Here is a 22,239-nt window from a genome sequence, read left to right as displayed (position 1 = left end):
TTAGTAATAACAAAATTTATTTATTCTATTTGGGTACATAATGTGTCAAAAACTGTAGCAATTTTGTCTAATATTGCTGGTTTATACTTACTAATATTATTTGGTAATTCTAGCTTTTTATTAAATGAGGTTTTGGTAATTTGGTTACTTCCATCAAAACTTGATTTTATTGTAATTTCCAACTTACCGTGTTTATTACTTTTGCGTATTACTGGTGCAAATGGTTTGACCTGATGATTATTTCTAATATTTCTATGATCTGGTATCCCTCTGGATATAGACTTTTCTAATATTTCTTCAAGGGCAATTTGTGGCATAGATCTATAAACTTCACTTGGAGACAACATATTGCTATTGATTTTTTTATCCCATGCCCTTACTTTTCTTGCCTTAACTGAAGATTGTGCATGATACAATATGTTGTACGCTAGCATTACGAATAACATATAATCCTCATCTTTATTTGGATCATTCGTTTGAAATTTATCCATCAATAATTTTGACTTACCAAATTTAAAAAAATGCTCAATATCAAACCTTTGTCTATAGTATTCATATACTTCTTTACCACTGATTTTATCTTTTTGTTGGCCAGAAACACATAACCATAAATCTCTGTTATATTTCCTATTTCCTGATGCATCTAACACCTTAACCTGAATAAAATTCAGCGGTTTATCAGACATGATATGCTGTTTCTTGCCCTTGATTAGATAATTCTTAAATAGTGAAATACTAATTGATATGTCACCATTTTTTGTAGCCTTTACTACAGTTTCTTCTGTATCTGGAATCAGTAAATTATCAGAACTACTACAAGAAATCTTAGCTCCATAAGATCTTTTACGACCTCTTGTTTTTTGCTCCTCTATATATATTTTGTAAATACTGCGATTAATTCTTTGGCGGGTTATTGTTACCGTATTTGCTTCATTGTGCAGCGGGTGAATGAAAGATAGAGCGCTATAACCTGCATCACCTACTGTTATATTTAGAGCCTTTTGTGGTATTTGCTTAACAATTTTCATTATTTGTTTGCTACCTTTGCTATACTTATTCTCATCTGATTTTACTCTATTTATAGATATTGGTACAGACCATTTAGGCTGAGCACCGATGCAAACTACACTATATTCATAACCCGCAACTGGTCGGTTATTAGCATTCTGTCTAATATATGTACGATCAATTGCTTTCTTGGAATCTTGTAGAAGTTAAGATTTGATCTTACAGACACTATAAATTTTGCCCCTGATTGTCAGTTAAATTTTGACTGTCAGATACATATTCAAGATACAAGATTTCATTATTCTTTTCAACAGCTAATTTCTTACTATCCTTAAAAGTTTGCATAGGAGTTTTTCCATAACAATATTTACCAGAATGAGGTCTTTCATTATTGAAATACTCTAGCCAGATATCAAGATCTAATTGTAGGTCATCAAGAGCTGTATAAATCTTTTTCCGCATAGCTGTATCAAAGAATTCTTGTTTCATGGTTTTATTAAAACGCTCACACATACCGTTTGTTTGAGGAGAATATGCTTTAGTAGTAGTATGCTCTATACCTTCGATACTTAGAAATAATTCAAAAGCATGATGCTCTATATTCCCCTTATATTCTGACCCACGATCTGTCAGAATACGAAGTATTGGTATCCCTTGAGTCTCATACCATGGTAACACTCGGTCATTAAGCATATCAGCAGCAGTTAAAGCTGTTTTATCAGTATATAGTTTAACATCAGCTACTCTGCTGTAGCTATCAATAAATACCTGAGAATAAACCTTACCTATACCCTTAAAGTTGCCTACATAATATGTATCTTGGCATCCTAGATACCCTGGATGCTGTGTCTCAATTTCTCCATGAGCTTCTTTTTCATTACGACGCTTCTCTAGCACTTGTAATTGTGCCTCAGTAAGCACAATACCATCTTGAGCCATTTTTGCTTCTAATGCTTTAAGTCTTTTACTGATGTTGTTTAAATCATTACGTAACCAAATTGATCTTACTCCCCCAGGTGATACAAGTACACCTGTCTTTTTAAGCTCATTTGATACTCTTAGCTGACCATATGCTGGATATTCTATTGCCATATCTAGTACTGCTTTCTCTACAGCAGGATCAACTCTATTCGCTATTATTGGCTTTCTTCGACTAATTTCATACAACGCTTCTTCGCCACCAGTTTCATACAGTTCTTTAAATCTGTAATAACTATCTCTACTATATCCCATCGCTTTACATGCTGATGATATACTACCAAGGCTCTTAGCTAATTCAAGTAAACCTAATTTTGGTTTTATTATTTTTTGATTTAAGTTCATTCTTTATCTCCATTTAATAATTAATTTATTTTACTAAATGTAAGATATAATCTCAACTATTACAGCTGAAGGGTGCTTTCGAGATCGAACATACAAGACATAGATCAATTTGGAATGCCTTTGTACATATCTTATCCGCCCTAATTGCATACTGTATGAAACCTAACAAACCTGCTATATCTCAAAATTAGCTAATCCAGAATTCAGGTTCTTATCCTTACCATGTGCAGCTCTCCATTGTTTCAACCTTTTCTGCAAACAGCGTAATTGCTTCCCATTATAATTCCCATGATACTTTTCTGTCAAATATGCTAATATGGTAGTTGCTTGCAACTCCGGTGCTGATTCTAGCATTGATTCTATTTCATCCCAGTGCTTCACAAATGGATCCTTACGTGTCCTATATTGACGTATTGTGCGTAATGCGCTTGGATACTTATTAATACGTAAATACTTACGTGCCGTTTTTACACTCATACCTGCTTTTGCAGCAGAAATTATCTGATTATATTTTTTGATCTTTTGCATTAAAATACCTACTTGGTTATTTGTACATGTCATCAGTAATTCTCGAATAATATTTAAATATTTAAAAATAAATTTTTATTCGATTTTACTGTCCATAGTTACTTCTTTTTTATAGGTAATTTTAATGTTCGTTGAGGGTAATTCTAATATTCGTTAGTCACTAATTTTACAAAAATCATCGACAAAACAAAATAATGCAGTAATATCTTTCTTCATGGGGATACTCTTGTTTTTTTGCTAAAAATTATATAGAGTATCTTCTATCCCTTGTAAATACTTACTTCCAAACCTAGATTAATCCAGAATTCAGGTTTTAAGATTTGGATATTTCTCAAACATTTTCTTAGAAGTAATACTTTTTATGATTTGAGTTATTTTTGTTGGGCTATACATTGGTATTGACTGTAATAAAAAATGTACGTGATCTTTATCTACTCCTATTTCTAAAAATCTAATTTCATAACGATCTTCTATGTGCTCACAAATTTTACACAAATAATCATCTAGTTCTTGATTGAATATTACTCTTCTATACTTTGCCGGCGTTACTAAATGATATATTAGTACTGTGACATTATGACTCTTATGTATATAACTGCTTTCTTCCATTCAAGTAGTATATCACGAAGCAGAGCTTCGGGGAATTAAACCCTGAGAGATTAAAAAAAGTGGCGAGTGTATCAATCTATAATTTGTATTATATATCAAATAATTTACTTTAAATTGTATAAATATCGCTTTTAAGCTGATAAAAGCACTAAATATTTAACTTTAAATATAAATTTTTACTTTAGTCAGAGAAATTAGAATTTTTGTCAAAACTTCAGTAATACCGAAACAAGCAAAAACAGCCTATAATTTAGGTGGCGGAATTATAGGAAGTGTTAAGAATACGATTATTTCGTTGGATTATAACTATTATTTGAATAAACGTTATCATAGCCATCAAGGTATAGCTTAATCCATTAAGATACTGACACTAAATTTGTGGGATGCCTTATTATATGAAATATTAAACATTACCACCATGTAAGGACCTTAGTGAAATAAGCTATAGTATTAAACTTAAAGTAAATCTATAATTTTGCTTGCAATACTTAAAAAGATATTGTATAAAACCTTTGAAGTTATTGTAATTAAAGTACATTGTTATATTATCTGTCACCCCGTAAGGCTTGCTTAAGTGGATCGGTTTTTCCTCTGTCATCCCGCGACTTGATCGCGGCATCCAGAAAAAATAATGAAAAATACTAAAATTAGTATTTTTAACTGGATTCCGCTACAAGCTCATGGGATGACAAAGATAGGGCTAATACACGCAGGCGATGCCTTGCGGGAATGACAGATTATAATAACGTTTCTTAAAGGCCCCTTCGTCTAGCGGTTAGGACACCACCCTTTCACGGTGGGAACACGGGTTCGAGTCCCGTAGGGGTCACCGTCCTTATTTCTCGATTATTCCTTACTAAAAATACTATTGTGCGACTCAAGAGTCGTTATTGTGAAAAAGTATTGTTGCGTGTATCGAAAAACGCTCTCGGCGTCATCCCGTGGCGGCATTTTTCAAGTCATACAACAACGTCATTTTTTCCTTGCACTGACGATTTAAGTATCCATACAACTGAAGTTTTGACAAAAAATTTTTAATGATGCTCCTCGCAGCAGAGCTACGAGGTATCTATCCAAAAAGCTTTAACTGTTTTTGTTGAAATGCTTTATAAGAAGGTTTGCCTGAACCTTGATTCTGTACATAATTACGTAATTTCTGCTCATCACCATGTTTACCTACTGTGCTCATAAAATATCCTTTACTCCAAAACTCACTTCCCCATAATTTTTCTTTAAGATTTGGATATTTCTCAAACATTTTCTTAGAAGTAATACTTTTTATGATTTGAGTTATTTTTGTTGGGCTATACATTGGTATTGACTGTAATAAAAAATGTACGTGATCTTTATCTACTCCTATTTCTAAAAATCTAATTTCATAACGATCTTCTATGTGCTCACAAATTTTACACAAATAATCATCTAGTTCTTGATTGAATATTACTCTTCTATACTTTGCCGGCGTTACTAAATGATATATGAGTACTGTGACATTATGACTCTTATGTATATAACTGCTTTCTTCCATTCAAGTAGTATATCACGAAGCAGAGCTTCGGGGAATTAAACCCTGAGAGATTAAAAAAAGTGGCGAGTGTATCAATCTATAATTTGTATTATATATCAAATAATTTACTTTAAATTGTATAAATATCGCTTTTAAGCTGATAAAAGCACTAAATATTTAACTTTAAATATAAATTTTTACTTTAGTCAGAAAAATTAGAATTTTTGTCAAAACTTCAGTTTCTAGTATGATGTCATCCCGTGGTGGCTTGTTCGTGTGCATCGGTTTCCCTGTCATTGCGAGGAGATACAAAGTATCGACGTGGCAATCTTGTCAAGCATCCTAAGATTGCGTACGTACAAGTTACTTCGTAATTTCCTCGCAATGACGGGAAAATTGATCCATACGGCATGACACATACGTAATAAAAAAACGGAAAGTTCTATAATTAATTAAGCCAGATATAATCAATTTTTAATCTCTCAGGGTTTAATTCCCCGAAGCTCTGCTTCGTGATATCATAAGAAACAACTAAAACTTTTTTAGATACCTCGTAGCTCTGCTGCGAGGAGCATCATTTAAATATAGATATATCATGGCTCATTTAACGATAGATGAAAGATTTAAAATATACGAAATGAATAAGAGTGGTTATAGCTCGCGATATATAGGGACAAAGATTGGCCGTGATAAAAGCACTATATGTTATGAACTCAAGAGAATGAGGCATAATTATAGACCAGATAGGGCTAACACACTTGCTTGCAGTTTAAGGCAAGGTAAGAGAAAAAGAAAATTAGATATTGATAATAATTTACGAGCAGAAATAATAAAGCAGTTAACACAGGGTATTTCACCAGATATAATTTCAGGTAGACGTAAACTATCACGAGATACTGTCAATATTTCTACAGAGAGTATATACCAGTTTATTTATACATCTCCTATAGCACAAAGGCAAAAATTATATTTATCTTTAGCAAGAAAAAGGAAAAATAGGTTGCATCATGGTACAAGAATCAGAAACAAAAGAATTACAATACCAAATCGAGTTTCCATTACTGAAAGACCAGAGATAAATAGAAAGATAGCAGCAATAGGTCATTTAGAAGGTGATTTAACTTTTAACAAAGGTAATCAAAGTCGTAATATAGGCGCTCTTGTGGATATCAGAACACAAAAAGTGTTTCTCACTTTAAACCGTTCAAAAAGAACACAAGATGTGATTGGTAACATGAATAAAAAACTTAAACAATTGTCGCATATAATCAAAAGCATAACGTTAGATAATGGCAAAGAATTTACCAATCATGAACAACTATTGCCAAAATCTGAACGAAAAGTATATTTTTGCAATCCTTATTCTCCATGGCAAAAACCATTGATAGAGAAGATTAACTCAATGGTGCACAGAGTATACTCTAAATCTTTAGATATAAAAAAATTAACAATAAAGCAATTACAAGAAATTGAGGATTTTTTAAATAATTTACCAAGAAAAGTGCTCGGTTATAAAACACCCAATGAGGTATGGGAAGAAAATATAAATCTGGCTTAATTAATACTAGAATTTACCAACTATATAGTTTGACTATGTAGGTTTTTTTGCTTTATAATGTACAAGATGACACTAAGAACGCTAATTTAGGATAAGGGATAGATAGAAAGCTTATAGATAAAGGGTTTAAAGGAGATTAATGTTGAGTTATGATAGATTTTTTTAATAAAAGATCAGTAACTCAACATGAAAAGATGTATCATAACTGTATATTATTTAGTAGATAATTTTTGTAAAATATATGAAGAATGGATAGAACACCGTCTATTATCAACAAATCAGCAAAGGCATAGGATAGGAAAATTAAGTCTTGCAGAATTGATGACAATAGTCATATATTTTTATCTATCGCCTTGCAAGGACTTTAAAAACTATTATTTATACTACTTACCGCATAAATATAAGGGTTACTTTAATTTACCATGTTATAGTAGAATAGTGCAATTATGGCCAAGGTTAATATTGCCATTGTCAATAATGTTGCAATTACTACGAGGTGAAGATACAGGAATATATTTTATTGATTCAACAAAACTATCTATTTGTCATGCTAAGCGCACTTCTAGTAATAGAGTTTTTGGTAAAATTGCCAAAGTTGGGATGAGTAGTTATGGTTGGTTTATGGGATTTAAATTACATTTAATCATTAATCATAAAGCAGAGATTATAGCTGTTAAAATAACAAAAGCAAATAGAGCTGATTTATCTGTTCTTGAATCTATAACTCAGAAGATAACAGGTAAGGTATTTGGTGATAAAGCATATATTTGTAAAGAGTTATGGTTTAAACTCTATTCTAGAAATTTAAGAATGATAACTAATATTCGCAAGGATATGAAGAATTATTGACTAGAATTAGAAGATAAAGCTATGTTACGTAAACGATCATTAATCTATCATGGTTTAATTCCCCGAAGCTCTGCTTCGTTATATACTACTTGAATGGCAGAAAGCAGTTATATACATAAGAGTCATAATGTCACAGTACTAATATATCATTTAGTAACGCCGGCAAAGTATAGAAGAGTAATATTCAATCAAGAACTAGATGATTATTTGTGTAAAATTTGTGAGCACATAGAAGATCGTTATGAAATTAGATTTTTAGAAATAGGAGTAGATAAAGATCACGTACATTTTTTATTACAGTCAATACCAATGTATAGCCCAACAAAAATAACTCAAATCATAAAAAGTATTACTTACTAAGAAAATGTTTGAGAAATATCCAAATCTTAAAGAAAAATTATGGGGAAGTGAGTTTTGGAGTAAAGGATATTTTATGAGCACAGTAGGTAAACATGGTGATGAGCAGAAATTACGTAATTATGTACAGAATCAAGGTTCAGGCAAACCTTCTTATAAAGCGTTTCAACAAAAACAGTTAAAGCTGTTTGGATAGATACCTCGTAGCTCTGCTGCGAGGAGCATCATTTTTGAATCAGTATTTAATATACTAAAAAATAGAATGAACCTAGAGCATACAAGGCATAGATCTCCTGTTAATTTCTTGGTGCATATTCTAGCTTGTGTTACTTCTTATGCTATCACTAAATCTCGTATAAAACTTGATGCTTTAGCTCCAGAACAACTTCTCTTATCCTAAATTGGCGTTAAGAATTTTAAATAAAAAATTATGTTAAATAATATTAGAAAAACTGCCGATAGTTTTATAATGCGGGTTTTATTCGCAATGATCGTTTTTGCCTTTGTTGGCTTTGGCATTAAAGATGTATTACATGGAAGAGGAGGTGGGGGCGATATCGTAACTTTTTCTCATGCGAAAAACATATCGCAAGAAGATTTCCTGCGGGCAAAATCTTTAGAAATTAACGCTATATCTAAACAAGTAGGAGTGAGCCTAACGGAAGAAGAAATAGCACAATTAAATATAGATAATAGAATCTTAAAAAGGCTTGTTTTTGAGAATATCTTAGATTATCTAGTTAGCTATTATGATTTTGATATAAGTGATGATACTGTAAAAAATTTAGTAAAAGAATCACCAGTTTTTAAAAATGATCAAGGAATTTTCGATATAAAACTTTTTAAAACTTATTTTAGAAATTCTTATACAGATGAAGAAAAATATTTAGTACATTTTAAAGAAAAAGCCTTAAAAAATATTTTTGCTGGTACTTTTTTAGATAGCTTTTATGTTCCGAAAGCCATGACTGATAATATAGTAAATTATATGGCTGAAAAAAGAGAAGTAGAATTAGTACAAATGAATCTACAAAACAAGCCAAAAGATTTACAAATCCCAGTTCCTTCTGATCAAGAATTAAAGGATTTTTATCAAAATAACAAATCTTCATTTGAAATACCAGAGAAGCGTAGCTTTTCATATATAAAAGTTACTACTGAAAACTTACAAAAGAAAATCCAAGTTACTAAAGAAGAATTATTAGAATTTTATAATGAGAATAAAGAGGAATTGGGAGAACAAAGTTTTGAGGATGTACAAAAGCAATTATATGAACAAATAGAATCTCAAAAAATTGATATACTAAATATGGAGCTTGCTAAAAACTTAGAAGATGATGTTGCAGCTGGTTCTAGCTTAGTTGAAATCGCAGAAAAATATGAGCTGCCTATTAACAATATCAATAATATAAGCTATGCCGATTTGATCGAAGACAAAATAATTGCCGAAAATGCCGATAGTATTTTTGAGCTTAGTGAGGGAGAATTATCTTATCCGATTGAGGCAGAAGATAAAAGCTATCTAGTACTTGTTGAATTAAAATCTATAAATCCAGCAAAAATACCTGAATTTGATAGTATTAAAGAACAGATAAATAGCACTTGGATAAAGCAATATCTTGCCGATCTGAATATAAAAATTATGAAAGATTTAGCAAAAGAAGATAATTTTGATACAGAAGATAAAGCATCAAATGCTAAAATACGTAACAAAACTTATATAAGATCAGAAATGGAAAATGATCAGATGCTAACTCCTGAAATATTATTATCCATTTTTAACACTAAAATAGGTGCTAATACTCCTGTATTTCAAGTAGGTGATGACTTATATTTTGCCCATATTAAATCTACAAATATAGATGAGCAGGTGGCTAAAAATATTAGAACTAACTCAGAAAAAAATATAGTACACACTATTAAAAATTCTATAATTGATGAATTGATTAACTATACGATCAAGCAAAATGATATGAAAGTGAAGACATAACTCGCTTCTAAAGGTAATTTGGACGTCAAGAAGGTAACTTCGTATCCTCACGTACTTTTGGTACTGCGTGCCGTGTTTCCTACAAATTCCTCTTTATTAGCTTCGCTATGTAAGAACCCCTTATTTACTTATGAATAAAATATGAGCTTTAGAGATTTACCCGAGTTTTTGAAATTGTTAGAAAAAAACGTTGAATTAAAGCGTATTTCTGTTGAAGTTAAAACCGATCTAGAAATTACTGAAATCAGCAGAAGAGCATTGGAGCAAAATGGTCCTGCTTTACTTTTTGAGAATGTTATAAAATCTGACGGCAGTAAATCTACAATACCTGTTTTAACCAACCTTTATGCTAGTATCAATCGTATTTATATGGGGCTTAAGCTTCAGAATATTCAGGAATTAAGAGAGCTAGGAGTTTTACTTGCATTTCTTAAACAACCGCAACCACCATCATCTTTTAAAGAAACATTATCGATGTTACCGCTAGCAAAGCGTATCTTTGCTATGTCGCCTAAAACAGTTTCAAAAGCCGCTTGCCATGAGATTATTATCGACAAGCCTGACCTTAATATATTACCAATCCAAAAATGTTGGTCTCTTGATGTTTCACCTTTAATTACTTGGCCTATAGTTGTAACTAAAGGACCAACCGATGAAAAGGTTGATAATTATAATCTCGGCATATATAGAATGCAGGTTATTTCGGAAAATAAATTATTGATGCGATGGCTTAAGCTGCGGGGTGGTGCAGAGCATCATAAACGTTGGAAAGGAGTAAAAAGAGAGCCTTTTCCAGCTGCTATCGTTATTGGGGCAAATCCGGCAGTAACTATGGCAGCAGTAATGCCGATACCGGAAAATATTTCGGAATATAATTTTGCTGGATTACTTGGTAATGAAAAAATAGAATTGGTAAAGTGTAAAACCATTGATTTAAAAGTTCCAGCACATAGCGAAATAGTGCTTGAGGGGTATGTTAGTCTAGATGAGTATTTACCCGAAGGTCCTTTTGGCGACCATACCGGATATTACAATGATGTTGAAGAATTCCCAGTATTTACTGTAACAGCAATAACGATGAAAAAAAATCCTGTATATTTGAGTACTTATACAGGCAAACCGCCAGATGAGCCATCAATACTTGGTGAAGCATTAAATGAGATTTTTATCCCTCTTATTCAGCAACAATATCCAGAAATTGTTGATTTTTGGCTGCCCCCTGAAGGTTGTTCATATAGGGTGGCGGTAGTATCAATTAAAAAATCTTATCCTGGTCATGCTAAAAGAATAATGCTTGGTGTTTGGTCTTATTTACGGCAATTCATGTATAGCAAATTTATTATTGTTGTCGATGATGATATCGATATTCGTAACTGGCAGGAAGTAATTTGGGCAATCTCAACAAGAGTTGATCCAAAGCGTGATACAACGTTCATAGAAAACTCTCCAATAGATTATTTAGATTTTGCATCACCAGAGTCAGGACTTGGCAGCAAAATGGGAATAGATGCAACAGATAAAATATACCCTGAGACAAACAGAAAATGGGGTAAAAAAATCGAAATGGATCAGGAAGTTATCGACAAAATAAATGATATGTGGGATAGTCTAGAGATATAATATGTCATTGCGAGCGACTGCAAGGAGCGTGGCAATCTCATGAAATAGAGTTATAAGATTCCTGAGATTGCTTCGTCGAAACTTACAGTTTCTCCTCGCAATGACGTAGTAACATCACCGGAACTGAACTATGTACAACATACCACACGAAACGATTATCAATAATTTCAAAGAAATAGCTGATAAATATCAAGAGCTGATCGTGCATTTAATGCAGGGCAAGGGTAGTATAATACCACAAAATTTAATTAATAGTGATAAGAACCTGAAGTTTTGACAAAAATTCTAATTTTTCTGACTAAAGTAAAATTTATATTTAACCGCATAGCGAAAATCTAGGGAGCTTGCTCCCTAGATGGATAGCGTTATAATATAAGCGTTGGCATATTATAATTTAGTAGAATGGAATTGAGGCGTAATAGTCATCATGTTTTTAGAATAATGTATCACTTTGTGTGGATACCAAAATCAACTAAACGCAATGGATAAAATTGAAAAAGAAACAAAGCAGTTTAACCTGTTTTGAAACTCGGTCGCTTGCGGCCGAGTTCTTCATAGTTAAATATTTAGTGCTTTTATCAGCTTAAAAGCGATATTTCTACAATTGAAAGTAAATTATTTGATATATAATACAAATTATAGATTGATACACTCGCCACTTTTTTTAATAAAAATTTTTTGTCAAAACTTCAGTTAAAAGTAAAAAAACTAGATTGTACTAATAGTGCTACGTTCTTTACCATCTTGCTTGATTATACTAGCCCTGGTGAGCTTGGAGTATTTTTTAATGAAAATACGATGAAGTATATTAAAGAGGATATGGATTTGAAAGGATATTTTGATGGAAAATATTTATCAAATACCTTTAGTTTACTAAGAGCTAACGATTTAATTTGGACATTTTTTGTAAATAATTATTTACTTGGCAAAAATCCTATGCCGTTTGATTTGTTATATTGGAATGCTGATTCTACAAATTTACCGGCAAAAATGTATCAAGAATATTTACAAAACACTTATTATAGTAATTTACTAAAAGAGCCTAATATTTTAGAAGTATTAGGAACTAAGATAGATCTTGGTAAAGTTGATTGTAATTCTTTCTTTGTGGCAGCTAAGGAGGATCATATCGCACCTTGGCGTTCAATATATGATGGAATGAAATTAATAAATGGTGATAAGATTTTTTGCTTAACTGATTCAGGGCATGTAGCAGGAGTTGTTAATCCTCCAAAAACTACTAAATATAATTATAGACTTAATTAAGTTTAAATAGTAGAGAATGGCTTTTGAAAGCTACACAATATAAAGGCTCATGGTGGGAATGCTGGCTTGATTGGCTTATCAAAAATAATACTGAACTAGTAAAATCTTTAGATTATAAAAATTTAATAGCAATTGAAGCAGCACCAGGAAGTTACGTTAAAAAATAAAAAAGTTTGTGAAGAGAAAAAATAAAAAATTTACGGAAATATTTATTGCCTTTATTTTAGGCATAGCAATAGGTGTTCTAGGATATTCAGATTATGGAACTGATTTAATAAATCAGTTCAAAATATCGCATACACCGCCTCCAAAAATAAAGCATTACAATATTTCGCAGCTTTCTAGAAGTAAAGTTAGTACATGTTTTACTCCCCCATCAGGTTGCACTAAATTTATAGCAGATCAGATTGATACAGCTAGAGAGTCGATTTATATGCATGCATATGGTATGAGCGATTCGTTAATTACTGCGGCTTTAATTGATGCTCAAGCACGTGGTGTAAAGGTTAAAATCTTACTTGATCGTAGTAATTTAAAGCAAAAATTTTCTAAATTACACGAATTACAACGAGCCACAATTGAAGTAGGAATAGATAAAGTTCCGGGTATTGCTCATAATAAAGTTATAATTATCGATAAAAAGAAAGTTATAACCGGCTCATTTAATTTTACTGCTGCTGCTGATAAACGTAATGCAGAAAATGTAATCGTTATAGAAGATACTGAGCTTGCAGATTCTTATCTACAAAACTGGCTCAGTAGAAAAGCGAGGAATGGATAGGATTGTTATGTAGCGACTGGATCCCGTGGACAAGCCACGGGATGACAAGGTCGGAGTTGATCCGCATGGTTTGGGATAGACTGCCAAGACCTAAACGGTTTTCTTATTAAATACGTTTTTTTGTGCTTGTTGTGCCATATTTTGCATATTAGAAGAAGCTTGATGAACATTTTCAGAAATATTCTTATTTACTGCTTCTAACCTGAATTCTGGATTAATCTAGGTTTGGAAGTAAGTATTTACAAGGGATAGAAGATACTCTATATAGTCCGTCCGCCAAAACTCTACAAGCCTTATAGATAATATGGTTTTAAGACAAGAAGTAATACAACAATCCGTAAGAAAATGATAAAATATGGTCATAAACCTTATGGATTTCAGTTAATGCCAATAGACAACATTATCAAATCGCAAGAACAAGGGAAACTGTTTGGTTATAAATTAAAAGAAGAATTAAACCCAAATAATAAGCTATATAAATTAAGAGAATTAATAAATTGGTCTAGGCTCGAAGAGTGGTTATCAAAAAATGTTTGTATTAAGAAATTTGGTAGAAATAGAAAATGTCATAGAGTGATGCTTGGCATAACGATGCTACAAGCAATGTATAATTTTTCAGATTCATTATCAGAGGAAGAGCTAAAAGAGAATATGTATTGGCAGTATTTCTGCGGGTGGGAATATATAGAAAAAGACATAGCTATCTCGGAAACTAGTATACGACGGTTTCGTAGTGTATTAGGTGAAGCTGGATATAATGAGATATTATCGGAGTTGATCAGGGTTGGGATAAAAACTAACACAATTAAAAAAAAAGATTTGGAATTAATCATCGCTGATACGACTGTACAAATTAAGAATATCAAACACCCACACGATGTTTATTTAATGGATAAAGCTAGGCTTAGCATAGTAAAGCTTTGCAACAGTTTGGGTATACATTTGAATGAAACATACGCTAGAACCTATAAACGCGATATAGTAAAGCTATGGAAATATAAAGAACATAGTAAAGCCAAGAAGCGTTGGAAAATAATGAAGCATTTAAAAATATTACTGGGTCGTTTGATTAGAGTATGTGAGCGTGAGATCAAAAATAAGCAATTAAACTTGTCGCTCAAAAATCAAGAAGTATTGCAAAAAATAAAACAAATACATAACCAATCTGTTTTAAAAAGAGAAGCTAAAAAGCAATATAAAGAAGATAACAAAGTATTATATAGTTTTCATGCCCCTGAAGTAGAGTGTATAGGAAAGGGAAAACGCAACAAGCCATATGAGTTTGGCAATAAAGTAGCGGTAGTAGTAAGTGGTCGTAGAAATTTTGTTTTATCCGCAAAATCGTTTCATAATAATCCTTATGATGGTCATACATTGCATCAGAGCTTTGAAGCAGTAGAGAGTGTCACTGGAATCAAGATAAAGAAATCATTTGTTGATCTTGGGTATAGTGGTAGCAATGTAAAGGAGAAGAGTAAGGTATATACCCCAAAAACGCGGAAGAAGTTGTTACAAGAGGACAAGTCTATGATCAAGAGACGCAGTGCCATAGAACCAATAATAGGTCACTTAAAGCAATATGGTCGGATGGGTAGAAACTTCTTGAAAGGTATGATAGGAGATATTATCAATCCAATAATCTCTGCTATTGGTTTGAATTTACGATGCATTGCAAATCATTTACAAATCGTGTCTAACTCCACATAAATCAAAAATATCATCATGCAAAAACTAGATGAACGATAAAAAATCGTTAACAATAGCTCCATATCAAAATTAGACCAACACAGAAATGTATCAGTAAAAATTAACATAACTTATTAATTTTTATTGAAAATCTTAGCAATTTGTTGTCAAAACTCTATCCCATTACAAATGATCAGGATTTGAAGTGTTTTTGGCGGATAGACTATATAATTTTTAGCAAAAAAACAAGAGTATCCCCATGAAGAAAGATATTACTGCATTATTTTGTTTTGTCGATGATTTTTGTAAAATTAGCGAGCAGTGGATTAATAAATCATTTCTACCATTAATTAATAAAAACCCTACAAGAAAGCCTGAAATAAGCTATTCTGAGCTGTTAACAATAGTGCTTTTATACCATCAATCACCTTGTAAAAACTTTAAATATTTTTATATGTCCTATCTACAATTATATAAATCAGACTTTGTAACTCTTCCATCATATACTCGTTTTATAGCTCTAAAACCAAGAGTTCTGAGTTATTTAGTTTTATTACTTGAATGGTATATGCAGGCAGCTGACTAACGAATATTAGAATTACCCTCAACGAACATTAAAATTACCTATAAAAAAGAAGTAACTATGGACAGTAAAATCGAATAAAAATTTATTTTTAAATATTTAAATATTATTCGAGAATTACTGATGACATGTACAAATAACCAGGTAGGTATTTTAATGCAAAAGATCAAAAAATATAATCAGATAATTTCTGCTGCAAAAGCAGGTATGAGTGTAAAAACGGCACGTAAGTATTGACATTAATAAGTATCCAAGCGAATTACGCACAATACGTAAATATAGCAGGAGTTTCGCACTTAGCAAAAAGTATGTTAATCTAGAGAAAAATAGTTTTAGATAAAAATGACAAGAACAAAATGTAGCAAGGACTTATATAAATCATTTTTACAAGCAAGTAGTGTCAGATATACTAGCAAGGCATTATCTGAAGTGAGTCCAGTAGATCTATCTCACGATAGTGCAAGTCGATGGTTAAAGAGTAAGGATTTTCGTCCTAGCGAAATCTATAAGGAAGTGTCAAAATATATAGATTGGGAAGCACCGTGTTTATTAGTGGGGGATGACACCTTATTATCAAAGCAATACAGTCAGAAGATTGAGCTTGTACGTTATCAATATTCTGGAGCTGTACATGATGTTATACCTGGTATAGGAATGGTAAACTTACTACATTACAATACTAAAATTGCTCAATCTACTCCCGTAGATTATAGAATATATGATAAAGACACTGATGGTAAAACAAAGAATGAGCATTTTTGTGATATGCTTACTTTAGCTAAAGAAAGAGGTCTCAATCCTGATGCCATAGTCATGGATGCTTGGTATAGCGGGTTGGAGAATTTAAAACATATACGTAATTTAGGCTGGCTATGGGTTACGGCTTTGTTGCATAAATAAGCTTTTGAATATACTGCCCCTAACCCCGCAATGCTAGCCTAGCCAACAGGCACAGAGATAGGTTTACCAATTTCAAACATTTTGTTTAATAAGTGGCATTTAATAGACATTTCTTTTGTCATATTTTGATCATGTCTTGATAGAAACTTACTACCAAAAGAAGTTTTAAATCGAAAGAACGTGTTCTCTACACGCTCCCTTCTACCATAATTATTCTTTACCCTCCATGCTTGGTATCCTTTGTTTTGTTGATATATAACAGCTGCATCTCTCTCAGTTTTATCCCTAAGCGATTGAACTTTTACTGAAGAGTTTGGGGGTCTAATAACTGGTTTTATCTTCTTCTTTCTCAACAATTGATATGTAGATTCACCGTCATACCCTCGATCTCCCAGAAAATCCTTGGCTCTGACATTAGCTATTAGTAGTCCAATCTGTGATCTATCATCTATAGTATGCTCTGTGGTACTATCGGCAAGTATCATACCTTGATCTTCTATAACGATATGTAGCTTTTTCCATATGCGACGCTTATATTGCTTACCATGCTTATTTTCTAGCCATTCGTTCCCTGTGTAGGCTTGTATCCCTGTACTATCCATTGAAATACAACTAAATTCTTTATCTTGATTTCCATGTAAATACCTAAGATCTAATGACTTCATACGCTTACTTAATGTTGTATAGTCTGGACATCTAATAGATAAACCCGATATTTCAAAGAGCCAGTTTATAAAGCCTTGGGTTTGGCGTAACTTAAGACCGAATAAGCATCTGATCTTCAAACACTGTAATATAGCGTGATCACTATAGCGTCTAGGTCTTCCTCGTTTCATTTCCTCTCTGTACAGCATACCAGCCAATCGCCAAATCACTGGCAATCATAAAATCTATGCGACCCCTATTGCGTAAAAAATTATTATATTCTGACCAATTCGTTATTTTATATTTAGAATACTTGCGTGATTTACTAAAAGGGGCTTTCTTCCGAGATCTCATATAATCTGGATTATTTTTAATTCAGGACATCTTACCAGATTATCACCACTCTTGCTCTACAAATCTTATTTATGCAACAAAGCCAAGATTCATAGGCAATATTTGCAATTTCTTTAGCGTTATTCATAGATGTTTCATAAATAGATTTGAAACATTTTTGGTGACAATCGCTAGCTTGCTTAAAATCATTAGTACCCATTGCTTCTTTAGTAGAATTCAAAATGGTATTAACATTATGTTGTATCATTTCGGAGTTTTTCTTAAGCAAATTTTGCATGCTTTCAGTAGCCATTTGATTTGTTGTTACTAAAATATTTAAAGCTCTTTGCATTGTTCCGGTGGTAGATGAAAAATCTATATTAGGCATATTTTTTAAAGAACTCATATAAAGTTCAGGATTCATATAAGATTTCATAAAATCTAAAAATTGTGTATTATTTAACATTATTTTTCTCCTAAAAATAAATTAAACTTTGTAAAATATAAGTGACTGTGTGTTTTGTGGGTTTGTTAAGAACCCTTAACCCCTTAGTCCATGCTAACATTTATAAAATTACGAGTCAATAATTGTTAGATGGTAAGTTAATATTAAAATTAATTAAGCTTTATAAATAGTTAGATACACAAACACAAGAATTAATAATTAAGTGGCAAAAATACCTCAGCTTGCAAAAAAATTACTCTAATCATACCATGATTTCCTATAATAATGATCTTAAACATTTCCTTGAGTTCATGAATTATTATAATTCGGATATCGTCACAATGGATTATATTAAGGCAGCAGATATAAGATTGATGTGAAGTTGGCTTGCTAAAAGAAAATGTGATAATTTGGTTACTTCATCAATTGCCCGTGTTTTATCTGCCATAAAGAATTTTTATAACGCCAATTTAGGATAAGAGAAGTTGTTCTGGAGCTAAAGCATCAAGTTTTATACGAGATTTAGTGATAGCATAAGAAGTAACACAAGCTAGAATATGCACCAAGAAATTAACAGGAGATCTATGCCTTATATGCTCTAGGTTCATTCTATTTTTTAGTATATTAAATACTGATTCAATTAATGATCGTTTACGTAACATAGCTTTATCTTCTAATTCTAGTAAATAATTCTTCATATCCTTGCTAATATTAGTTATCATTCTTAAATTTCTAGAATAGAGTTTAAACCATAACTCTTTACAAATATATGCTTTATCACCAAATACCTTACCTGTTATCTTCTGAGTTATAGATTCAAGAACAGATAAATCAGCTCTATTTGCTTTTGTTATTTTAACAGCTATAATCTCTGCTTTATGATTAACTGAAGTTTTGACAAAAAATTTTTATTAAAAAAAGTGGCGAGTGTATCAATCTATAATTTGTATTATATATCCAATAATTTACTTTAAATTGTAGAAATATCGCTTTTAAGCTGATAAAAGCACTAAATATTTAACCGCATAGCGAAAATCTAGGGAGCTTGCTCCCTAGATGGATAGCGTTATAATATAAGCGTTGGCATATTATAATTTAGTAGAATGGAATTGAGGCGTAATAGTCATCATGTTTTTAGAATAATGTATCACTTTGTGTGGATACCAAAATCAACTAAACGCAATGGATAAAATTGAAAAAGAAACAAAGCAGTTTAACCTGTTTTGAAACTCGGTCGCTTGCGGCCGAGTTCTTCATCTTTAAATATTTAGTCTATCCGCCAAAAACACTTCAAATCCTGATCATTTGTAATGGGATAGAGTTTTGACAACAAATTGCTAAGATTTTCAATAAAAATTAATAAGTTATGTTAATTTTTACTGATACATTTCTGTGTTGGTCTAATTTTGATATGGAGCTATTGTTAACGATTTTTTATCGTTCATCTAGTTTTTGCATGATGATATTTTTGATTTATGTGGAGTTAGACACGATTTGTAAATGATTTGCAATGCATCGTAAATTCAAACCAATAGCAGAGATTATTGGATTGATAATATCTCCTATCATACCTTTCAAGAAGTTTCTACCCATCCGACCATATTGCTTTAAGTGACCTATTATTGGTTCTATGGCACTGCGTCTCTTGATCATAGACTTGTCCTCTTGTAACAACTTCTTCCGCGTTTTTGGGGTATATACCTTACTCTTCTCCTTTACATTGCTACCACTATACCCAAGATCAACAAATGATTTCTTTATCTTGATTCCAGTGACACTCTCTACTGCTTCAAAGCTCTGATGCAATGTATGACCATCATAAGGATTATTATGAAACGATTTTGCGGATAAAACAAAATTTCTACGACCACTTACTACTACCGCTACTTTATTGCCAAACTCATATGGCTTGTTGCGTTTTCCCTTTCCTATACACTCTACTTCAGGGGCATGAAAACTATATAATACTTTGTTATCTTCTTTATATTGCTTTTTAGCTTCTCTTTTTAAAACAGATTGGTTATGTATTTGTTTTATTTTTTGCAATACTTCTTGATTTTTGAGAGACAAGTTTAATTGCTTATTTTTGATCTCACGCTCACATACTCTAATCAAACGACCCAGTAATATTTTTAAATGCTTCATTATTTTCCAACGCTTCTTGGCTTTACTATGTTCTTTATATTTCCATAGCTTTACTATATCGCGTTTATAGGTTCTAGCGTATGTTTCATTCAAATGTATACCCAAACTGTTGCAAAGCTTTACTATGCTAAGCCTAGCTTTATCCATTAAATAAACATCGTGTGGGTGTTTGATATTCTTAATTTGTACAGTCGTATCAGCGATGATTAATTCCAAATCTTTTTTTTTAATTGTGTTAGTTTTTATCCCAACCCTGATCAACTCCGATAATATCTCATTATATCCAGCTTCACCTAATACACTACGAAACCGTCGTATACTAGTTTCCGAGATAGCTATGTCTTTTTCTATATATTCCCACCCGCAGAAATACTGCCAATACATATTCTCTTTTAGCTCTTCCTCTGATAATGAATCTGAAAAATTATACATTGCTTGTAGCATCGTTATGCCAAGCATCACTCTATGACATTTTCTATTTCTACCAAATTTCTTAATACAAACATTTTTTGATAACCACTCTTCGAGCCTAGACCAATTTATTAATTCTCTTAATTTATATAGCTTATTATTTGGGTTTAATTCTTCTTTTAATTTATAACCAAACAGTTTCCCTTGTTCTTGCGATTTGATAATGTTGTCTATTGGCATTGACTGAAATCCATAAGGTTTATGACCATATTTTATCATTTTCTTACGGATTGTTGTATTACTTCTTGTCTTAAAACCATATTATCTATAAGGCTTGTAGAGTTTTGGCGGACGGACTATTTAGTGCTTTTATCAGCTTAAAAGCGATATTTCTACAATTTAAAGTAAATTATTGGATATATAATACAAATTATAGATTGATACACTCGCCACTTTTTTTAATAAAAATTTTTTGTCAAAACTTCAGATTTAGGCATAGTGTTGCCTCGCATTTACTAGAAAATGGGGCAGATTTACGCTCTATTCAAGAGCTGTTAGGACATAAAAGTTTTCAACTACACAAAGCTATACAAAAACAAGTATAAAGCATTTAGAAACGGCATATGTTACCGCACATCCAATCAAAAAATAAAATGTTATTTAATAATCTTCTTGCGTTAATTTTAAGTTATATATTATATTAATTTAAAACCTTATAAACGCTAATTTAGGATAAGGGATAGATAGAAAGCTTATAGATAAAGGGTTTAAAGGAGATTAATGTTGAGTTATGATAGATTTTTTTAATCTCTCAGGGTTTAATTCCCCGAAGCTCTGCTTCGTGATATCATAAGAAACAACTAAAACTTTTTTAGATACCTCGTAGCTCTGCTGCGAGGAGCATCATTAAAAGATCAGTAACTCAACATGAAAAGATGTATCATAACTGTATATTATTTAGTAGATAATTTTTGTAAAATATATGAAGAATGGATAGAACACCGTCTATTATCAACAAATCAGCAAAGGCATAGAATAGGAAAATTAAGTCTTGCAGAATTGATGACAATAGTCGTATATTTTTATCTATCGCCTTGCAAGGACTTTAAAAACTATTATTTATACTACTTACCGCATAAATATAAGGGTTACTTTAATGTCCCCCTACGGGGATAAAAAATCCCTCGCCTTCAGGCGAAGGGAAGATATAATGAAGTTGCTTTAGCAACGAATTTATAAAAAGATATGAGAAGTTATAGAAAAAATAGTCATAGCCAGTATGATTTAAAAGTACATATTATATGGATACCAAAGTATAGAAAAAGAGCATTGGTAGGAAAAGTAGCTGAGAGAGTCAGGGATTTATTAAGGCAAATTTGCATGGAACATGAAGCATATATAATTTCAGGTAAAGTATCTTGTGATCATGTTCATATATTTATTTCATACCGTCCTCAAGTGGCTTTAAGTAAGCTTGTACAATATCTAAAAGGGAGTAGCTCAAGAATATTATTGCAAGAATTTGCTCATTTAAGGAAACAATTTTGGGGTAATCATTTTTGGGCTAGAGGATATATGGCAGTGAGTTCAGGTAATATTACTGACGAAATGATACAGCAGTATATTGATGAACAAGAAGGTGAGCCAGTAAATGATGATCGATTTCTAATCGATTCCACTTTATAACCCCTCAGC

At 31.9% G+C, this 22,239-nt stretch carries 17 protein-coding genes, 1 tRNA gene and 11 pseudogenes; 19 read left to right on the top strand and 10 right to left on the bottom strand.

What is annotated here, in order from left to right; translation table 11 throughout:
* Positions 1 to 20: 20 nt before the first annotated feature.
* Both AAHI98_RS05420 and AAHI98_RS05415 read right to left on the bottom strand, forming a co-directional pair.
* Entirely contained in the window at positions 21 to 1,028 is a 1,008-nt protein-coding gene (locus AAHI98_RS05420; protein ID WP_342225255.1) for a transposase, read from the bottom strand.
* Between the two features lie 208 nt (positions 1,029 to 1,236).
* A complete protein-coding gene (locus AAHI98_RS05415) occupies positions 1,237 to 2,331 on the bottom strand; it encodes an IS481 family transposase (protein ID WP_342224693.1) in 1,095 nt (364 codons plus the stop codon).
* 65 nt (positions 2,332 to 2,396) lie between these two features.
* On the opposite strand from AAHI98_RS05415, the pseudogene AAHI98_RS18530 reads away from it, so the two are divergent.
* Positions 2,397 to 2,522, top strand: a pseudogene (locus tag AAHI98_RS18530) (IS982 family transposase); the annotation flags it as partial.
* Here AAHI98_RS18530 and AAHI98_RS05410 read toward each other — a convergent pair.
* The gene (locus AAHI98_RS05410; protein ID WP_342225254.1) at positions 2,506 to 2,892 is read right to left on the bottom strand and encodes a hypothetical protein; all 387 of its coding nucleotides are present in this window, start codon (positions 2,890 to 2,892) and stop codon (positions 2,506 to 2,508) included. The pseudogene AAHI98_RS18530 and the gene AAHI98_RS05410 overlap by 17 nt on opposite strands.
* Positions 2,893 to 3,165: 273 nt before the next feature.
* Positions 3,166 to 3,468, bottom strand: a complete 303-nt coding sequence (gene tnpA / locus AAHI98_RS05405; RefSeq protein ID WP_342225253.1) for an IS200/IS605 family transposase — start codon at positions 3,466 to 3,468, stop codon at positions 3,166 to 3,168.
* Positions 3,469 to 4,225: 757 nt separating this feature from the next.
* Here tnpA (AAHI98_RS05405) and AAHI98_RS05400 point away from each other — a divergent pair.
* Positions 4,226 to 4,297, top strand: a tRNA-Glu gene (locus AAHI98_RS05400).
* 240 nt (positions 4,298 to 4,537) lie between these two features.
* Here the strand turns inward: AAHI98_RS05400 and tnpA (AAHI98_RS05395) are convergent.
* On the bottom strand, positions 4,538 to 4,996 hold the full coding sequence (gene tnpA, locus AAHI98_RS05395; protein ID WP_342224823.1) for an IS200/IS605 family transposase: 459 nt from the start codon (positions 4,994 to 4,996) through the stop codon (positions 4,538 to 4,540).
* 574 nt (positions 4,997 to 5,570) lie between these two features.
* Here tnpA (AAHI98_RS05395) and AAHI98_RS05390 point away from each other — a divergent pair.
* From AAHI98_RS05390 to AAHI98_RS05335, 13 genes and pseudogenes are all read left to right on the top strand, one after another.
* Complete coding sequence (locus AAHI98_RS05390) at positions 5,571 to 6,533, top strand: IS30 family transposase (RefSeq protein WP_342224646.1); 963 nt, start codon at positions 5,571 to 5,573, stop codon at positions 6,531 to 6,533.
* Between the two features lie 186 nt (positions 6,534 to 6,719).
* A pseudogene (locus AAHI98_RS05385) lies at positions 6,720 to 7,379 on the top strand (IS982 family transposase); the annotation flags it as partial.
* A 96-nt stretch (positions 7,380 to 7,475) separates the two neighbouring features.
* A pseudogene (tnpA, locus tag AAHI98_RS05380) lies at positions 7,476 to 7,935 on the top strand (IS200/IS605 family transposase).
* Positions 7,936 to 7,956: 21 nt separating this feature from the next.
* Positions 7,957 to 8,139, top strand: a pseudogene (locus tag AAHI98_RS18525) (IS982 family transposase); the annotation flags it as partial.
* A gap of 30 nt (positions 8,140 to 8,169) precedes the next feature.
* Positions 8,170 to 9,729, top strand: a complete 1,560-nt coding sequence (locus AAHI98_RS05375) for a SurA N-terminal domain-containing protein (RefSeq protein WP_342225251.1) — start codon at positions 8,170 to 8,172, stop codon at positions 9,727 to 9,729.
* 141 nt (positions 9,730 to 9,870) lie between these two features.
* A complete protein-coding gene (locus AAHI98_RS05370; RefSeq protein ID WP_342225250.1) occupies positions 9,871 to 11,349 on the top strand; it encodes a UbiD family decarboxylase in 1,479 nt (492 codons plus the stop codon).
* A 130-nt stretch (positions 11,350 to 11,479) separates the two neighbouring features.
* Positions 11,480 to 11,617, top strand: a pseudogene (locus AAHI98_RS05365) (poly(3-hydroxyalkanoate) synthetase); the annotation flags it as partial.
* Positions 11,618 to 12,027: 410 nt separating this feature from the next.
* The gene (locus AAHI98_RS05360; RefSeq protein ID WP_342225249.1) at positions 12,028 to 12,615 is read left to right on the top strand and encodes an alpha/beta fold hydrolase; all 588 of its coding nucleotides are present in this window, start codon (positions 12,028 to 12,030) and stop codon (positions 12,613 to 12,615) included.
* A 23-nt stretch (positions 12,616 to 12,638) separates the two neighbouring features.
* On the top strand, positions 12,639 to 12,782 hold the full coding sequence (locus AAHI98_RS05355) for a hypothetical protein (RefSeq protein ID WP_342225248.1): 144 nt from the start codon (positions 12,639 to 12,641) through the stop codon (positions 12,780 to 12,782).
* Positions 12,783 to 12,790: 8 nt separating this feature from the next.
* Entirely contained in the window at positions 12,791 to 13,396 is a 606-nt protein-coding gene (locus AAHI98_RS05350) for a phospholipase D family nuclease (protein WP_342225247.1), read from the top strand.
* Positions 13,397 to 13,741: 345 nt separating this feature from the next.
* On the top strand, positions 13,742 to 15,103 hold the full coding sequence (locus AAHI98_RS05345) for an IS5 family transposase (protein WP_342225246.1): 1,362 nt from the start codon (positions 13,742 to 13,744) through the stop codon (positions 15,101 to 15,103).
* A 238-nt stretch (positions 15,104 to 15,341) separates the two neighbouring features.
* Positions 15,342 to 15,662 (top strand): annotated as a pseudogene (locus AAHI98_RS05340) (IS982 family transposase); the annotation flags it as partial.
* Between the two features lie 345 nt (positions 15,663 to 16,007).
* Positions 16,008 to 16,553: pseudogene (locus tag AAHI98_RS05335) on the top strand (transposase); the annotation flags it as partial.
* A gap of 50 nt (positions 16,554 to 16,603) precedes the next feature.
* Here the strand turns inward: AAHI98_RS05335 and AAHI98_RS05330 are convergent.
* From AAHI98_RS05330 to AAHI98_RS05320, 3 genes are read right to left on the bottom strand one after another with little or no spacing between them, the layout of a single operon-like run.
* Positions 16,604 to 17,419 (bottom strand): IS5 family transposase, encoded by an 816-nt coding sequence (locus tag AAHI98_RS05330; RefSeq protein ID WP_342225244.1) that lies wholly within the window; start codon positions 17,417 to 17,419, stop codon positions 16,604 to 16,606.
* Entirely contained in the window at positions 17,382 to 17,564 is a 183-nt protein-coding gene (locus tag AAHI98_RS05325; RefSeq protein ID WP_342225243.1) for a hypothetical protein, read from the bottom strand. The genes AAHI98_RS05330 and AAHI98_RS05325 overlap by 38 nt, the downstream gene beginning before the upstream one ends.
* 31 nt (positions 17,565 to 17,595) lie before the next feature.
* Positions 17,596 to 18,009 (bottom strand): phasin family protein, encoded by a 414-nt coding sequence (locus AAHI98_RS05320; RefSeq protein ID WP_342225242.1) that lies wholly within the window; start codon positions 18,007 to 18,009, stop codon positions 17,596 to 17,598.
* Between the two features lie 194 nt (positions 18,010 to 18,203).
* On the opposite strand from AAHI98_RS05320, the pseudogene AAHI98_RS05315 reads away from it, so the two are divergent.
* Positions 18,204 to 18,449, top strand: a pseudogene (locus tag AAHI98_RS05315) (site-specific integrase); the annotation flags it as partial.
* A gap of 9 nt (positions 18,450 to 18,458) precedes the next feature.
* On the opposite strand, the pseudogene AAHI98_RS05310 reads toward AAHI98_RS05315, so the two are convergent.
* Positions 18,459 to 18,869: pseudogene (locus tag AAHI98_RS05310) on the bottom strand (transposase); the annotation flags it as partial.
* A gap of 592 nt (positions 18,870 to 19,461) precedes the next feature.
* Positions 19,462 to 20,823 (bottom strand): IS5 family transposase, encoded by a 1,362-nt coding sequence (locus tag AAHI98_RS05305; protein ID WP_342224717.1) that lies wholly within the window; start codon positions 20,821 to 20,823, stop codon positions 19,462 to 19,464.
* Positions 20,824 to 21,032: 209 nt separating this feature from the next.
* Between AAHI98_RS05305 and AAHI98_RS05300 the strand changes: the two are divergent.
* The 3 genes and pseudogenes from AAHI98_RS05300 to tnpA (AAHI98_RS05290) all read left to right on the top strand — a co-directional run.
* Positions 21,033 to 21,196: pseudogene (locus tag AAHI98_RS05300) on the top strand (tyrosine-type recombinase/integrase); the annotation flags it as partial.
* Positions 21,197 to 21,471: 275 nt separating this feature from the next.
* A pseudogene (locus AAHI98_RS05295) lies at positions 21,472 to 21,708 on the top strand (IS982 family transposase); the annotation flags it as partial.
* 81 nt (positions 21,709 to 21,789) lie between these two features.
* On the top strand, positions 21,790 to 22,230 hold the full coding sequence (gene tnpA, locus AAHI98_RS05290; protein ID WP_342225002.1) for an IS200/IS605 family transposase: 441 nt from the start codon (positions 21,790 to 21,792) through the stop codon (positions 22,228 to 22,230).
* Positions 22,231 to 22,239 lie beyond the last annotated feature (9 nt).

The organism is Rickettsia endosymbiont of Urophora cardui, assembly GCF_964030725.1.
In the GTDB taxonomy this organism is placed as follows: Bacteria; Pseudomonadota; Alphaproteobacteria; order Rickettsiales; family Rickettsiaceae; genus Rickettsia.
This window is presented reverse-complemented; position numbering and strand designations above follow the sequence as displayed.

Excerpts from the sequence above, each read along its gene's own strand:
- AAHI98_RS05420 (WP_342225255.1), bottom strand. The coding sequence starts at position 1,028 with ATGAAAATTGTTAAGCAAATACCACAAAAGGCTCTAAATATAACAGTA.
- AAHI98_RS05415 (WP_342224693.1), bottom strand. The coding sequence starts at position 2,331 with ATGAACTTAAATCAAAAAATAATAAAACCAAAATTAGGTTTACTTGAA.
- AAHI98_RS05410 (WP_342225254.1), bottom strand. The coding sequence starts at position 2,892 with ATGACATGTACAAATAACCAAGTAGGTATTTTAATGCAAAAGATCAAA.
- tnpA (WP_342225253.1), bottom strand. The coding sequence starts at position 3,468 with ATGGAAGAAAGCAGTTATATACATAAGAGTCATAATGTCACAGTACTA.
- tnpA (WP_342224823.1), bottom strand. The coding sequence starts at position 4,996 with ATGGAAGAAAGCAGTTATATACATAAGAGTCATAATGTCACAGTACTC.
- AAHI98_RS05390 (WP_342224646.1), top strand. The coding sequence starts at position 5,571 with ATGGCTCATTTAACGATAGATGAAAGATTTAAAATATACGAAATGAAT.
- AAHI98_RS05375 (WP_342225251.1), top strand. The coding sequence starts at position 8,170 with ATGTTAAATAATATTAGAAAAACTGCCGATAGTTTTATAATGCGGGTT.
- AAHI98_RS05370 (WP_342225250.1), top strand. The coding sequence starts at position 9,871 with ATGAGCTTTAGAGATTTACCCGAGTTTTTGAAATTGTTAGAAAAAAAC.
- AAHI98_RS05345 (WP_342225246.1), top strand. The coding sequence starts at position 13,742 with ATGATAAAATATGGTCATAAACCTTATGGATTTCAGTTAATGCCAATA.
- AAHI98_RS05330 (WP_342225244.1), bottom strand. The coding sequence starts at position 17,419 with ATGCTGTACAGAGAGGAAATGAAACGAGGAAGACCTAGACGCTATAGT.
- AAHI98_RS05325 (WP_342225243.1), bottom strand. The coding sequence starts at position 17,564 with ATGAGATCTCGGAAGAAAGCCCCTTTTAGTAAATCACGCAAGTATTCT.
- AAHI98_RS05320 (WP_342225242.1), bottom strand. The coding sequence starts at position 18,009 with ATGTTAAATAATACACAATTTTTAGATTTTATGAAATCTTATATGAAT.
- AAHI98_RS05305 (WP_342224717.1), bottom strand. The coding sequence starts at position 20,823 with ATGATAAAATATGGTCATAAACCTTATGGATTTCAGTCAATGCCAATA.
- tnpA (WP_342225002.1), top strand. The coding sequence starts at position 21,790 with ATGAGAAGTTATAGAAAAAATAGTCATAGCCAGTATGATTTAAAAGTA.